The organism is Rhodococcus sp. IEGM 1406, from assembly GCF_030056745.1.
In the GTDB taxonomy this organism is placed as follows: Bacteria; Actinomycetota; Actinomycetes; order Mycobacteriales; family Mycobacteriaceae; genus Rhodococcus_F; species Rhodococcus_F erythropolis.
This window is the reverse complement of record NZ_JASHKO010000006.1, coordinates 97813-112064: the sequence shown is the minus strand read 5'-3', so window position 1 is coordinate 112064 and position 14252 is coordinate 97813. Positions and strand designations below refer to the sequence as shown.

At 61.1% G+C, this 14252-nt stretch carries 15 protein-coding genes; 3 read left to right on the top strand and 12 right to left on the bottom strand.

Going from position 1 to position 14252, the window contains the following annotated elements; translation table 11 throughout:
- The first annotated feature begins 19 nt into the window (after window positions 1–19).
- Window positions 20–889, top strand: a complete 870-nt coding sequence (locus QM596_RS25665) for an MYG1 family protein (RefSeq protein ID WP_019746470.1) — start codon at window positions 20–22, stop codon at window positions 887–889.
- 20 nt (window positions 890–909) lie between these two features.
- On the opposite strand, the gene QM596_RS25660 is transcribed toward QM596_RS25665, so the two are convergent.
- On the bottom strand, window positions 910–1920 hold the full coding sequence (locus QM596_RS25660; protein WP_435804243.1) for an alpha/beta hydrolase: 1011 nt from the start codon (window positions 1918–1920) through the stop codon (window positions 910–912).
- Between the two features lie 399 nt (window positions 1921–2319).
- Here QM596_RS25660 and QM596_RS25655 point away from each other — a divergent pair, with 399 nt between their 5' ends.
- Both QM596_RS25655 and QM596_RS25650 read left to right on the top strand, forming a co-directional pair.
- Window positions 2320–2940, top strand: coding sequence for a LysE family translocator (locus QM596_RS25655; RefSeq protein WP_007731691.1), 621 nt, complete (start codon window positions 2320–2322; stop codon window positions 2938–2940).
- Window positions 2941–2965: 25 nt separating this feature from the next.
- On the top strand, window positions 2966–3373 hold the full coding sequence (locus tag QM596_RS25650; RefSeq protein ID WP_020968164.1) for a DUF4259 domain-containing protein: 408 nt from the start codon (window positions 2966–2968) through the stop codon (window positions 3371–3373).
- Here QM596_RS25650 and QM596_RS25645 read toward each other — a convergent pair.
- The 11 genes from QM596_RS25645 to QM596_RS25595 all read right to left on the bottom strand — a co-directional run bounded on the left by QM596_RS25645 (window position 3367) and on the right by QM596_RS25595 (window position 14235).
- Entirely contained in the window at window positions 3367–4293 is a 927-nt protein-coding gene (locus tag QM596_RS25645) for a D-isomer specific 2-hydroxyacid dehydrogenase family protein (RefSeq protein WP_283310232.1), read from the bottom strand. The two genes, QM596_RS25650 and QM596_RS25645, sit on opposite strands and share 7 nt — an antisense overlap.
- Before the next feature lie 88 nt (window positions 4294–4381).
- A complete protein-coding gene (gene yut / locus QM596_RS25640; RefSeq protein ID WP_134998575.1) occupies window positions 4382–5425 on the bottom strand; it encodes an urea transporter in 1044 nt (347 codons plus the stop codon).
- Between the two features lie 34 nt (window positions 5426–5459).
- Window positions 5460–6407, bottom strand: coding sequence for an urease accessory protein UreD (locus tag QM596_RS25635; RefSeq protein ID WP_283310231.1), 948 nt, complete (start codon window positions 6405–6407; stop codon window positions 5460–5462).
- The gene (gene ureG / locus QM596_RS25630) at window positions 6404–7045 is read right to left on the bottom strand and encodes an urease accessory protein UreG (protein ID WP_007731713.1); all 642 of its coding nucleotides are present in this window, start codon (window positions 7043–7045) and stop codon (window positions 6404–6406) included. The genes QM596_RS25635 and ureG overlap by 4 nt, the downstream gene beginning before the upstream one ends.
- Before the next feature lie 10 nt (window positions 7046–7055).
- Window positions 7056–7769, bottom strand: a complete 714-nt coding sequence (locus tag QM596_RS25625; RefSeq protein ID WP_029254252.1) for an urease accessory protein UreF — start codon at window positions 7767–7769, stop codon at window positions 7056–7058.
- Window positions 7753–8400, bottom strand: coding sequence for an urease accessory protein UreE (locus QM596_RS25620; RefSeq protein WP_007731715.1), 648 nt, complete (start codon window positions 8398–8400; stop codon window positions 7753–7755). Before QM596_RS25620 ends, QM596_RS25625 begins: the two co-directional genes overlap by 17 nt.
- 9 nt (window positions 8401–8409) lie before the next feature.
- On the bottom strand, window positions 8410–10128 hold the full coding sequence (locus QM596_RS25615; protein ID WP_134998576.1) for an urease subunit alpha: 1719 nt from the start codon (window positions 10126–10128) through the stop codon (window positions 8410–8412).
- A gap of 35 nt (window positions 10129–10163) precedes the next feature.
- A complete protein-coding gene (locus QM596_RS25610; RefSeq protein ID WP_003943812.1) occupies window positions 10164–10601 on the bottom strand; it encodes an urease subunit beta in 438 nt (145 codons plus the stop codon).
- 29 nt (window positions 10602–10630) lie between these two features.
- The gene (locus QM596_RS25605; protein WP_020905830.1) at window positions 10631–10933 is read right to left on the bottom strand and encodes an urease subunit gamma; all 303 of its coding nucleotides are present in this window, start codon (window positions 10931–10933) and stop codon (window positions 10631–10633) included.
- A 51-nt stretch (window positions 10934–10984) separates the two neighbouring features.
- Complete coding sequence (gene amt / locus QM596_RS25600; RefSeq protein ID WP_283310230.1) at window positions 10985–12664, bottom strand: ammonium transporter; 1680 nt, start codon at window positions 12662–12664, stop codon at window positions 10985–10987.
- A gap of 575 nt (window positions 12665–13239) precedes the next feature.
- Window positions 13240–14235, bottom strand: a complete 996-nt coding sequence (locus QM596_RS25595; protein ID WP_283310229.1) for a prenyltransferase/squalene oxidase repeat-containing protein — start codon at window positions 14233–14235, stop codon at window positions 13240–13242.
- Between the last annotated feature and the right edge of the window lie 17 nt (window positions 14236–14252).

Here is a 14252-nt window from a genome sequence, read left to right as displayed (position 1 = left end):
GATTGCCTAGTCTCGACGGGTGATCATCGCGACCCATAACGGCAAGTTCCATGCAGACGACGTCTTCGGCGTATCGCTGCTCAAGCAGCTGTACCCCGACGCCACCGTCGTTCGCAGCCGTGACGAGTCCGTCCTCGACAGTGCGGACATCGTGCTCGACGTCGGCGGTCGCTACAACCCGGCCGAGGGTCGCTTCGACCATCACCAGCGCGATGCCGGCGAGCGCAGCAACGGCATCCTGTACTCCGCTTTCGGTCTGCTCTGGCAGGAATACGGCCTGCAGTTCTGCGAAGGCGACGCCTCCGTTTTCCGCCGAATCGACAGTCGTCTGGTCGAGGGCATCGACGCCGTCGACAACGGCCAGGAGATCTACACCCTCAACGACTACGGCACCAAGCCTTTTGATCTGTCGTCGGTGCTGGACCTGTTCAATCCGATCTCGTCCACCGACGAAGAGTTCGACACCCAGTTCGAGCTGGCCGTGGTTCTCGCAACTCAGGTCTTGATTCGCCTGCGCGCCAAGTACGCCGGCGACGCTGCAGCCGAGCGCGAGTTCACCGAGACCTACGAGAAAGCAACGGATCCGCGCTTCGTCGTGCTGGAACGCTTCGTTCCCCACGGCCGCGCCGCGTCGGCCCAGCCAGAACTTCTGTTCACCATCTTCCCGAACACCAACGGCGGCTGGTCGATTCAGACGGTCAAGCCCGCTGACTCCAAGTTCGGTTCACGAAAGCTGTTGCCGGAGCCGTGGCGCGGCCTGAACGGCTCGGACCTTGCCGCCGAGACGGGCGTCGACAGTTCGGTCTTCTGCCACAAAGCTGGGTTCATCGCGGCTGCGCAGACCCGTGACGGCGCCCTCCAGTTGCTCGAACTGGCACTGGCCGAGTAGTTCTCAGCTCACAGCCCAGTTCACATTCCCAGGGCGGTCTTCACTGTCGGCCAGGAATCTTGAAGCGCGTCTTGCCAGTACGGCCATGAATGGGTGCCGACGTTTCGATACGCGAACACTGCGGGAATCGACAACTCCCCTAACCTCGCCTCGAACAGTTGCGTGCACGTGTTTGCCAGTGCCTCGAGCGGCCCGCCTTCGATGGCCGTCTGCAGGCCGCCCGGGGTGAAAATGTTGTCGTATTCTCCGGGTGCGCCCGTGCCCGAGGAAACGTAGATCGTCTTTCCTCGCAGCGTTTCAGCATTGGTGGACGGGTCGTGCTTTTGCCAGTCGGGGTCCGATGACGGGCCCCACATGTTGGTGGCGTCGCCTGCCTTACTGGCCACGGTGAGCCGCACGGAATCCTGCGAAGACGACTCGGAGTTGTCGAGACAGCCACTGTACGAGGCTAATCCGGTATAGAGCTTCGGGTGATGTGTGATGAGGTTGGCCGCGCCGAGCGCACCCATGGACACCCCGCCGACCACATTCATCCCATTTCCGGAAAACGCAGAATCGATCAACGCCGGAAGCTCTTCAGCGAGAAACGATTCCCACTTGTTCACACCGAGGTTCGGATCGTCGTTCTTCCAGTTGGTGTAGAAACTGCCGGTACCGCCAACAGGGAGAACGACGTTGACGTTCTTGTCGGCGAAAAACGCTTCGATGTCGGTCTTTTGAGTCCAGGTGCTTTCGGAGTATCCGGATTCCGAACCGGCACTGACGCCGTCGAGTAGGTAGAAGGACGGACGCGAACCGGCGCTCGACGCTGGATGCAGAACCTGCACTTGCACCTCGCGCCGCATAGCCGGCGAATCGACGAACACGGCGCTACGAGTGGGCGACAATTGCTCGATGCGATTGATGTGAGCCCCGGTCTGACCTGTCAGATCTCCTGGTGGATTTTCGGGCGCCGGTTCGGCATACGCCACTCCGCCCACAACAAGCGCGAGCACGACCAACACAATCCCGACAAACCCAAATCTCCGCATCCGTCAAGCGCCCCCTGAGCATCGCACGACTATCGCTAACCCTCGATTGGACAGGACGAACGTCCCGAGGTCAACCCACTGGTTGGGATTTATTACTCGCGGGTATCCAATGGAGTTGGACAGTTTTCCACCGATGCACACACAGGTGTGGATAACTTCATTCACATCCACTTCCCAGTTGTGCATAACCTGTGGACAAAAGGATGAATTACAACAGAGTTATTCCTTCTACCTGCAACGACCCGTTTCCCCACAGTGTGCATAACTTTGACGAAAAGGCTGGGCAAGACAGCGGTTTCCGGGCGTGTCCACGCAGTTCACACCGTCGAGCCACTCTTTGTTCACAGGGACGACACCACCGACCGAGAACGCTCCCCACCCCGGCTTCATACTTGGTGCATGCTGACCGCTCTCCTCGCCGCCACAGCTGTGCTCGCCCTACTGACCCTGGTCCCGGGGCCCGACATGGCCGTCGTGACACAGGCTGCTCTCGGCGCCGGAAGATCCGCCGGATTCCGGGTAGCGGCCGGCATCGTCTCGGGCCTTCTGGTGTGGGGGCTGCTGACCGTCCTCGGGTTGTCGGCGATCCTGGCCGCGTCAGCCGAGGCGTACACCGTGGTCAAGCTCGCCGGTGCTGCATATCTGATCTATCTCGGTGTGCGAGCACTGTGGGAGAGCCGGACGTCGCGGATGCAACACAATGCCGACGCTCCACGGTCGCAGAAGGCCGGAACGTGGAAGACGGGCTTCACCACCAACCTGCTCAACCCCAAGATCGCCGTCTTCTACACCGGACTGCTGCCGCAGCTGGTTCCGGCCGGGTGGCCGACGGGACCATCGCTTGCGCTGCTGGTGCTCATCCACGCAGCGATCACCATCGTGTGGCTCAGTGGCTACGTGGTCCTTCTCTCGCGAGCGCGTAGCACCTTCGAGAAGCCCCGAGTGCGACAGGCACTCGAGCGCATAACCGGAACAGTTCTTCTAGGATTCGGAGCGAAGATCGCGCTCGAAGCGCGCTGACACGGCAATCGGAAAAGAGTAGACAGTGGGCGCGTGGGGATCGGGACCGTTCGATAACGACGGTGCAGGGGATTTGATCGCGTCCATCGGACACGGTGACTTCACCTTCGAATCGGTGGAGTGGGCATTCGAGGACGACTACCTCGAGGTGGACGGCGGCCAAATCGCCGTCGCCTTGCTCGAATTGGTGTTGATCGTGCGCGCCGATCGCAAACGCGACCCCGCCGCCCAGGACCTCGATCTCGATTCCTTCACCTCAGCCCTGACCAGCGAACGGCTCACCTGGCTGATCGAGATGGTGGAGCGCACCATCTCCTCGACCGATTCGGAACTGTTCGAACTGTGGGACGAGCAGGGACCGGAAGAGCTTGCCTCGTGGCGCGTTCCCGTCGTGGACGGTCTCGAGGATTTGCGTGTTCTGTCGGTTCAGTAGCCCGCCGACGGATCGATTACCGCAGCAAGGTCCTCACCCGCAGCGAATCGAGCGACGTTGGCGGCCACGTGATCTGCCAGCACACGCGTGAGCGTCATAGCCGGGTTGGCGACGTGCGGAGTGATGATCGCGTTGGGCAGCTTCCACAACCGGTGCCCGTCCGGCAGCGGCTCGGGGTCGGTGACGTCCAGTGCCGCCCCGCCGATCGAACCAGCTTCGAGAGCATCGACCAGCGCGTCCGTGTCGACCAGGTTGCCGCGTGCAATGTTCACGATCCAGCTCGACTCCGACATCTGGTCCAATTCAGCCTTGCCGACCAGATGCCGCGTCGCGGACGTCGACGGTGCTGCGATCACGAAGTGATCCGCCTGGGACCAGATTTCACCGGTTCGATCGGCCGAGAGCGTTTCGGAGGCACCTTCGACGGGGGTTCCCGAGCGGGTGACGGCGATGACTCTGACCTTGGACGCGGCGAGGTACGGGATCAGCGCACGGCCGATTCCGCCGCAACCGATGATCGCCACTGTCGAGCCCTGCAAGGTGCCCACCCGTGGATCGAACTCTTCTTTTCGCCACGACTGCGCCGCCAATTGTTCGGGGAGAGAACGCACTCCGGCGAGGAGGAGCATCATCGTATGTTCGGCCACATTGCCCGCGTAAGCCCCGGCAGCGGACGTCCAGACCCGCTTGTCGTCGATCACATCGGCATCGAACCATGGCTCGATCCCGGCGAAGGGCAACTGCACCCAGCGAACCGAGTCAGGTAGCGACGACGGGAACGTGTCCGGACCATGTACCCAGACCACGCCCTCCGCCTCGGCGAGTGGAACGAGAACCCCACCGACTCCGCGAATTCCGTCGGCAATGTGCGGATCCTCGACGGGGCCGAGATGGATGCGAGGGGCGCTGGAGGCTGTCATGTAGGTGCGTTCCTTCGAGAGTGGCGGGGCGATCGGATCAACTCATCGGTGTGCCCCAGCGTACGGGCGCCTCGCCAATTCGGCCCGTCTAGCCGTTCGCCTTTGCGATCGAATCCTTGCCTTCGGCCGCTCCGCCCTCGATGGTGTCGTGCTGGATGGGAACGAACTTCTTCTTCGGCAGCAGGAACAGCCACGTCGCGAAGACGAACGGGCCCGTTCCGGCCGGCAGGCTGATCGGAGCGAACGCAGACACCAGCGTGCCGTGGATGACAACAGTGACCAACACTCCGAAGACGGTGTAGACGAACACACGCCACGACGGGTTGTAGAACACCGATCCGAGAGCAATTGCCGTCAGCACCGAACTGAGCCCGTAGAGACCATTCCCGATGTCGACGGTGTTGGCGCCCAGCGCCAGTACCGAACCCATCGCTATCGCGGAACCGATGAGCGCGAACAACGCCGCCCAACGCGACGCGACCAGCAGCGCGATCACGAAGATAATGCCGGTGACAGTGTTGTTGATCAGAAAGATCTGGGAGACGTTGCGAAACAGCGTGTCCCACAGGAAGCTGAAAGTGATGTCGGCATGAACCGACGCGTCCCCGATGTGCTGGGGAAACTGGCCGGCGCTGAGGTCCGACGTTTCGATCCGCAGGAACTGGAACGCCGCGAGGAGGAAAAACCAGTTGACGAGGTTGAACGGAAAGGTCAGCGCCGGTACGCCCCAGGTCTTGAAGACATTGGCGACAGCCAGGAACGCGATGGTCGACGCGGCAGCTCCCACCACGAGGTAGATCCACAGCATCACGCCCCCGGCAAGGAACGTCGGAAATGCAGCTCCCACAAGAATTCCGTTGTATCCGTACAGGCCGATACGCATCGAATCGTCGTCGGAGTGCAGCATCATGCCGGTGACGGTGGATACCACCAGACCCACCACGGCACCGATCGCGACGGTGATCGTGTCCGCGGCTATCGCGCCCCAGAAGATACCGACCAGAAACAGCAGGCCCGTCAGCGCATTGCCCTGGAACATCACCTGCCCGGAGCCTTTGAGATTGGTGTCGATGAATCTGAGCACGACGTTCTTGTCCGCGACGTCGTCCCAGGGTTTGGTGATGGTGGTCATCGCACGTCCCTCGATCCATATCCGACGATCCGCGTCATCCCCAGAGCGGGACGGGCGGAATGGTGGTGTCCAGAACTGCCTTTCGCACCAGAGCCCAGAAATCACGAACCTTCGCCTTGACGGGTTCGCTCTCCGGACCGAGGACTTTGAAGATGAGACCGGCGTCGTTCGGTAGCCGACTCGCTCCGGAAACGACCTTGCCGTCACGGCCCGGAACTACCTCTTCGAGAATCGCGTCGGCGTGCTCCTTCGGTGTCAGCAAGATGACATTGCCGAACACGTCGTGGTCACCCATGATTCCGCCGTATCGCACAGGGAAGCGTGCCGGTTCGATCACCAACTTCTCGGTGAAGAGGTTCTTCCCGTCCGGACGCTCCGCCTTGATCATTGTGGAGTACAGGTCGTAGACGAACATCTCTCCGCCGTCGTGGTACTTGCGACCCGACATCACGATCTCCGAGAACAACAGCGTTGCAGTCGGATCCACCGTGATGTCGGTGCGCGCGTAGTACCTCGCGTTGCGGTGTGGGATCGTCACCCCCGGCATCAGTTCGAGATACGAATTCTCCGCGAGCACCACTTTCTGGAGTTGCGACGCGTGATTGGCATCCATCCGGTGAACCTTGGTGGCCGACTGAGTGGTCACGTGCGCGAGAGAACCCGGCTCCATCTCGATGGTCAGGAACAGTCGATCACCTTGCAACACACTGCCGGACGTCGAGATCATGTAGACGCACGGCATGGTCGGCAACGCTTCGTCCCAGTACAGCGCCTGCTGAACGAGCAACGGTGTCTTGCGGTACATGTCCCGCAGAATCGTCTTGTCGCCACGGTCGACAAATCGCATCTCGAGAACGCCGGTCTTCCCGACCTTGCCGGCCGGAGCCTGCTTCGGCTGGTCCTGGTACTGGTCGAGTTCCGGGATGGTCGGGATCGGACCCGGGAGCGCCCGCGATGCTCCCGGGGCGAGCGGTGCGCTCACGGTGCGCTCGCTCCCACTTCCTCTTCGTCGAAGAGGACTCCGTGCACGATGAGGTCCACCACTTCCTTGATGCCTTCCCCGGTCATGCAATTGGTGAAGACAAACGGCTTGTCTCCCCGCATTCCCTTGGAGTCGCGATCCATGACTCCGAGATCGGCGTTGACGTACGGTGCGAGATCGGTCTTGTTGATGACCAGGATGTCGGACTGCGAGATTCCCGGACCGTTCTTACGCGGAATCTTGTCGCCTGCGGCTACGTCGATGACGTAGATGAAGAAGTCGACGAGAGCCGGGCTGAACGTCAGTGTGAGGTTGTCGCCACCACTTTCGATGAAGACCACGTCGGTGTCTGGGAACGTCTTCTCCATGTCCTCGACGGCCGCGAGGTTCATACTCGGGTCTTCGCGAACGGCGGTGTGCGGACAGGCCCCCGTCTCGACGCCGACGATGCGTTCCTCCACGAGAACACCTTTGAGAGCCTTACGCACGTGCTTGGCATCTTCGGTGGTGACCACGTCATTGGTGATGATCAGAACGCTGGTGCCCCGCTTGATGAACTCCGGCGTGATCGCCTCGATGAGTGCGGTCTTACCCGAACCCACGGGTCCGCCGATTCCGATGCGCGTTGTCTTCTTCATCGTTCTCCTTCTAGTTCATGAACATTCGGACGTGCGCCTTGACGTGAACCGCAGCCAGAATGTCGATCATCGGGGCGAAATTGGACATGTCGTCGAGTCCGTAGTCACGCACTGCGGCGTACTCACGGCCGGCGCTCTGATTGACCTCGAACAGAATCTCCTGTGTCGCAAGGTGATCTACTCGGACGATGCGAAGCGCAGCGCCGAGCAACGTCATCGCGACACCGTACTGATTGACCGTGAAAGCGTCCTCCTCCGGAGAACCCATCTCCGCGAAAGCAATTCCGAGGCCGACGGGGTAGGTACCCGGCGTCTCCCCCGATGCGATCGCGGCCAACCACTTGTTGAACAGGGTCTCACCGGCCAAGCGCCCGCCGAGTTCGGCCAACTTCTTACCCATCCGGGTACTCATCGTGCGTGCTTCTTCGTTGAGCTTGCGTTCGATCACTGCATGATCAGCGGCGAGGATCGCCGAGAAGTCACCGGCGGTCGCGCCCCGGTGCGCTGCGAGTACGGCGATACCGTCGCACGTCGCGCCCTGATGGGCGGCCGAGAGCACAAACTCCCGCAGCGACGGACCGCCCGTGACAATTCCTTGCGCCACGGCCGATTCCAAACCGTTGGAGAACGAGAAGGAACCGACCGGGAACATGGAATCGGAAAACTGCATCATCCGCATCGCGCGGTTGATGCTGAGCCCGGATCCCTCAGACGAGAGGGTCATGGGTATGCCCCTCGCCCTCACGCGCGGCCGCACCGAACAAACGGCGTGCCTCGTGTGGAGCGATGTAGGGAATGACCTCGGCGCCCGGGATGAAGGTGTACTCGATGCCCTCGAAAGCATGTGTCCGCATCACCGAGCCCATGACCGCCTTGTCGACTGTCAACGGAACGTAGACCTTCATTCCCTTCACCACCGCAGGCCAGTGCTGGTTACCCACGGCATGTCCCAACTCCAGGCACGTCTGAATCATCTTCTCGGGCGTGACGTCGACCAGCGCGCTCAGGTCGATCTCCAACACGTCCTTGAGGTTGATCCTCGCCACGACGACGGTGTTCGCCGGCTCGTCCCACAGCAGAATGTCGCCGTCCTGCAACTGAATACCCCGATCGAGCGAGACGGCCAATTCACGGCCACCGATCGTGGTGCGTCGTAACCGACTCTTCTGCGCTTCCCACTGATCGAGCGACAAGACGTCGACTACCGCATTGTCGAGTCGACCGGCCCACTCCTCGTCGGTCTCCTTCCCGAGCAGCGCGTCGACTCGCGTCGGCTTTCCGCTCGGCGCGGTCATCTCGCCGTGCGTGTGTGGCGTCGCATCGGCGCCGTGCGTGTGTGTGATTGTTCCCGACACTGGAGACCCCTAACTGAAGAAGTAAAGTTGGTTCAAGCGAATGGTTTCGGCAGGTTCGACGTATGCGTGGACGCCGTCCGCAGTCACCGCGAAGGTCTCCGGGTCCACCTTGATTTCCGGAGTGGCCGAGTTGCGAACCAGATCACGCTTGGTGACTGTTCTGGTCCCCTCGACAGCAACAACCTGACGTTCGAGACCGAGCCGGTCCTTGATGCCGTCGTCGAGTGCCGCTCGCGAGACGAACGAGACCGAACTCTGCGGCAACGCCTTGCCGAATCCACCGAACATCGGCCGGTAGATCACCGGTTGTGGTGTCGGGAGTGAAGCATTCGGATCTCCCATGGCATGCCAACTGATCAGACCGTTCTTGATGATCGTCTTCGGCTTCGCACCGAAGAATGCGGGCTCCCAGAGAACAAGATCCGCCATCTTCCCGACACCGATCGACCCGACCACATGCGAAAGACCGAACGTCAACGCGGGATTGATCGTGACCTTCGCGACGTAGCGCAACACGCGGAAGTTGTCGTGCGTCGGTGAATCCTCTGGCAGCTTTCCGCGGGACCGCTTCATACAGTCCGCTGTTTGGATCGCGCGTAGCCAGTTTTCTCCAACGCGGCCCATCGCCTGTGAGTCACTCGAGAACATCGAGATGACGCCCATGTCCTGCAGTACGTTCTCCGCACCGATCGTCTCGGCGCGAACGCGGGACTCGGCAAACGAAACATCGGAGGGCACTTTGGGATTGAGGTTGTGACAGACCATGATCATGTCGAAGAGTTCGGCCTGAGTATTGATGCCGTACGGCAACGTCGGATTGGTCGACGCCGGAAGTACGTTGTCCTCTCCCGTCACCCGCAGAATGTCGGGTGCGTGACCGCCGCCCGCGCCCTCGCTGTGATAGGTGTGAATGGTACGGCCTTCGAAGGCCGCGATGGTGTCCTCGACGTATCCGGCCTCGTTGAGTGTGTCCGTGTGAATGGCGACCTGAACGTCCATTTCGTCTGCCACCCGCAGAGACTCACGAATTGTGGCCGGGGTTGCGCCCCAGTCCTCGTGGACCTTCAGTCCGGCCGCACCGGCCTTGATCTGTTCGACCAACGACTGATGCCCGGACGAGTTGCCCTTGCCCAGCATGCATACGTTGACCGGCAAACCCTCGTTGGCCTTGAGCATCATCTCCATGTTCCAGATACCGGAAGTGATGGTGGTGCCGTTGGTTCCGTCGGTCGGGCCGATACCACCACCGATCAGCGTCGTCACTCCCCCACTGAGTGCGTGGTACGCCTGTTGTGGTGACACGAGGTGCACGTGCGGATCGATGCCGGCGGCAGTGAGAATCATCTGCTCACCGGAGATCGCGTCGGTCGCCGGACCGGTGGTCAGCCCCGGAGTGACGCCTTCCATCGTGCTGGAGTTTCCCGCCTTGCCCCAGCCGACGATCTTGCCGTCCTTGATTCCCACGTCCGCTTTGACGACCCCGATGGTCGCATCGACGATGACCACGTTGGTGATCACGAGGTCGAGCGCACCGTCGATGCTGCACGACTCCGGATCCTGGCCCATGCCGTCGCGCAGCGTCTTGCCGCCGCCGTAGATCGACTCGTCGCCGATGGTTCGAAGATCTTCCTCGACCTCGATGTACAGGTCGGTGTTGCCGAGCCTGATCTGGTCACCCGTGGTGACCCCGAAAAGGCCCGAATACTCTTGTCTCGAAATGCTTGTCATGGGTGTCGCTCTCCTTCGTCCGCCGTGAACGAGAATCAGTCGGTTTGAGGTTCGGACAGGAAGCCGAGTTCTTCGGCACGCTGGACGGCTCCGGGAAGCCGAGGGCGGTAGGCGGCGTGGGTCGGCGCCCAACCGTCGACAAGTCCGTTGAAGCCTTGAACCCGTTGCTTGCCGCCGAACGGCACCAACGTCACTTCCTTTTCGTCGCCCGGCTCGAATCTGACCGCCGTGCCCGCTGGAATGTCGAGGCGCCAGCCGAAGGACTGTTCACGATCGAAGGACAACGCGCGATTGACTTCCATGAAGTGATAGTGCGAACCCACCTGGATGGGACGGTCACCGGTGTTTCGGACTCGCAACTTCAAACGGGGACGGCCCTCGTTCAGTTCGATCGGCTCGTCCCGCAACACGTATCCGCCGACCGGCACTTTCTTCTCGCCGCCGGAATCCTTCTTCGTCGATTTGCTTGCCATCTTGGAGTGCTCCTGACATCTCGGTCGGGCTACTGGATCGGAGAGTGCACGGTGACGAGCCGGCTACCGTCGAGGAACACCGCCTCGACCTGCACACGCGGAATCATCTCCGCGACACCTTCCATCACGTCGTCGACCGTCAAGGCGTGCGATGCGTCGGCCATGACCTCCTCGAGAGTCTTGCCCTCCCGAGCTCCCTCCAGAGCGGCTGCAGTGATGACTGCGACGGACTCCGGATGGTTGAGTCTGAGCCCCTTTGCCTTTCGCCTCAGTGCGACATCCGCCAACATGAGAATTGTCAGCTTGTCGAGTTCTCGCGGTGTCAGATGCATTCCGAACGCTCCTTGTCGATCATGCGGTAACTCCCTGTCGTCGAATACATGTCAGCTCCCCTGTTCCGTCGCTTCGGTGAGTGGTTCGGCCGCTTGCTGGACAAAACCGCTCCTCCTGCCGCCCGAGTACTCGTTGATCGCGTCCAGTACCGCCTGGGCATGTTCCGAGGCGACCAACACCTCGACACGCAACCGCTCGGTGAACACGACGTCGTTGCGTTGTCCGCGGAACTTGAGCGAGGCCGAGTCACTCGCGGAGACATGCGCTTCCGATACGACTATCGACTCCGCTCCGGCAGCCAGCAGCGCCTCCCGAAGCTTCTCGGACTCGATGGTCTGCAATACCGCGGTGATGAGTTCGTGCTTCGGGGCGGCGAGGTTCGGAACAAGTTTTGTCCCCTGGACCAGGACCCCCGAGTCGAACCCGCTGGTCTGCGGCGCACCACCGGCGTCGACGAACGCGGCGTTGTAGCGGTATGCGTCCATGCCTTGCTGACGACGGTCGATGTCCACCTGGTCTTTCGGGGCCAGCTTGAGACCGATGGTCTTCTCGATGCCCGTGGCGATCAGCCAGGTCACCACGAACGAGAAAGCGATGACGACGATCAACGCCAACGCCTGCTCGCCGAGTAGTCCGGCGCCGCCGCCGAAGAAGAGTCCGTCGCGGCCGATCGAATTGATCGCCTTTTCGCCGAACAAACCGAGAAGGAGTGAACCGAGGATGCCGCCGATGAAGTGGACCGCGATGACGTCGAGCGCGTCGTCGAACTTGAAGATCGACTTGAGCGCGAGCGCGAAGTGGCAGACCAGTCCGGCAAGCGCGCCGATCGCCAACGCGGAGAAGGTGCTGACGAAGCCGGCGCAGGGGGTGACGGTCGCGAGACCGGCTACCGCGCCGGTGATTCCACCGATCGCCGTGGCCTTGCCCTCGGTATACCTTTCGATGACGAGCCAGACGACCATGCCGCCCGCTGCGGCGATGTGAGTGTTCATCAAGGCTTGTGCCGCAACACCATCGGCGGCCAATCCGTCGCCTGCGTTGAATCCGAACCAGCCGAACCACAGGATGCCTGCGCCGATCAACGCCAGAGGCACCGAGTGCGGGACTGCCTCGGCGTTGGGCCATCCCGGACGTTTACCTACCACCAGCAAGATTGCCAGGGCGGCGGCGCCGGCGGATGCGTGGACGACAATTCCGCCGGCCCAGTCCTGAGCTCCGCGGAGCGCCAACCAGCCTTCGGGATTGAAGAGCCAGTGCGCAATCGGGGGGTAGACGATGATCGACCACAGCACGAGCAGAACGGCCCAGCCCAAGGGCTTGAGCCGGTTTGCGGTCGCACCGGTGATCAGCGCGGGCGTGATGATCGCGAACATCATCTGATAGACCACGAACGCCAGAGTCGGTACCGCGACTGCACCTTCGATCAGGTGGAAGCCCGGGGCGGCGGCAGTGTGTATGTCCTGCAAGCCGAACAATTTGAGGTCACCGAGGAAGCCGGAACCCCAGTCTCCACTGAACGCGAAGCTGTATCCGAACACGACCCAGGTAATCGAGACGAGTCCGAGTGGGACGAGGTTCTGCTGCAACATGACGAGCGCACTGCTACCACGCACCAGACCGGCGTAGAAGAAGGCGAGTCCGGGAACCATGAAGAGAACCAGGCCAGCGGAGATCAGCACCCACGCCGTGTCCCCACTGTCTATCACTGCTTCGGCTAACACCATTTCCATCGACATCGACGACCTCCGAGCATTATTCGGACCTGAACAAAGTCATTGGTTAGAGCAGCAATTCGCGATGTTCCAATTCACTGCGACAGTTACGCTACGCCCCATAGTTGCACCTTCTCAGCAAAATCGGGGGAACATCCGGTTTTCACGTTTAGTAGAGCATTGTTCTGGGAAAAGATGGGACTTTGCCTAAACATTGCGGACGCTCCACAACCTACAATTGCGGGACCAATTCTCACCGAAAGTGGTTTAAGTCTTGCAAAATGGGGAACGTAGCCGCAGGTGAGCGACACTTTCGAAGCAGAAATGCCGTTTCCAGCTCGGGACTTAGCTCCCTAACCAAGACAGCCGCGAGCGCCCTGTTTGATTACCAACGTCGGTGACCCGCCTATCCAATCGGGTAGGTAATTTCACCGAACATCTTCTCACCTGTTCAGATGACTAACCTTCACTGCACTGAGGGCAATCCTGTCGTTAATATGTTCTTCATCCGTACTGGATATTTCGACCGGAAAGTCGAAGATCACCTTTCGATAACCTTTGAAGGTGAAAAAACTCTCGCTGTAACTCTTTTGTTATGCAGAACCTAGAAGGGAGGATTGATCCCACCAGGCGAGCACTCGGATGCCGGACACAGTCAGCCACTTCGACGGCTCTCCCGCCTTTGTGTCGACCTCGAACCACACCCGCCCCGGTTGGCGACCGGCCTGGAGCCACGTCCCATCCGAGGCTCGAGCGACCCGGATCATCTCGATCGCGTCCGCCATTCGCGGATCAGGCTCATTTCCATACGACAACGACGCTTCGCGGAAGTAGTCGGCTGCGTTGAGCACGTTGTAACGCCACCGGAACGGGTACGCAAACCGGCCGACCCAGGGCCCCACCGGTTCGCAGGTCGAGAGTCGCCGGAACAGACCGCGCTGCAACAAGTACTCCTCACCGGATCGCCGAGCCGCGCGCGTCTCATCCGTTCCCCCGGTCGCGATCTCGTACGCGAGAAGCCCTTTGAGTGAATTGAGCGTCGAATGAAACGACGATCGCGTCGAACCTTCGGTCCACTCGCAGTTCCACCCACCATCCGGAAGTTGATGCCGCACAAACCAATTAGCGAGTTCATCAACGCAAACATCGAGCCACACACCGTTTGCCACCGTCCAGGCGTTGATGCAGCAATCGACCTCACCGTCCCAGTACGGCCGGCCCTCGTACTCCCAGCGACAGTTTTCCGCGAGCAGTTCTGCGGTTCGACGCTCCCGCAGAACACCGGCGTCGAGGCCCCACTCACGCAAGGAGTTGAGCGTCCAGGTTGTTGCCGTCCAGGGTTGCGAACTTTGTTCTGCTGCTTCGGGTCCCGCGAAGTCGAATTCTGCCGGGAAGAACGCCCCACCCGCCCATTGGCCGTCTCGGTCCTGCAATGAAAGCAGGCGTGCACCAAATCCTTTGGTAGCGATCGACCCGCGCGTCGCCGCCCACACAGTGGGCGCTTCGTTCAACAGATCGCGCTCCACCTGCCACCGAATCGCTGGATCCGAGTCGAGGAGCCACGCGAGCAAGTCGGTTCGGGGTGCCATCTGGCAATACTATCGAA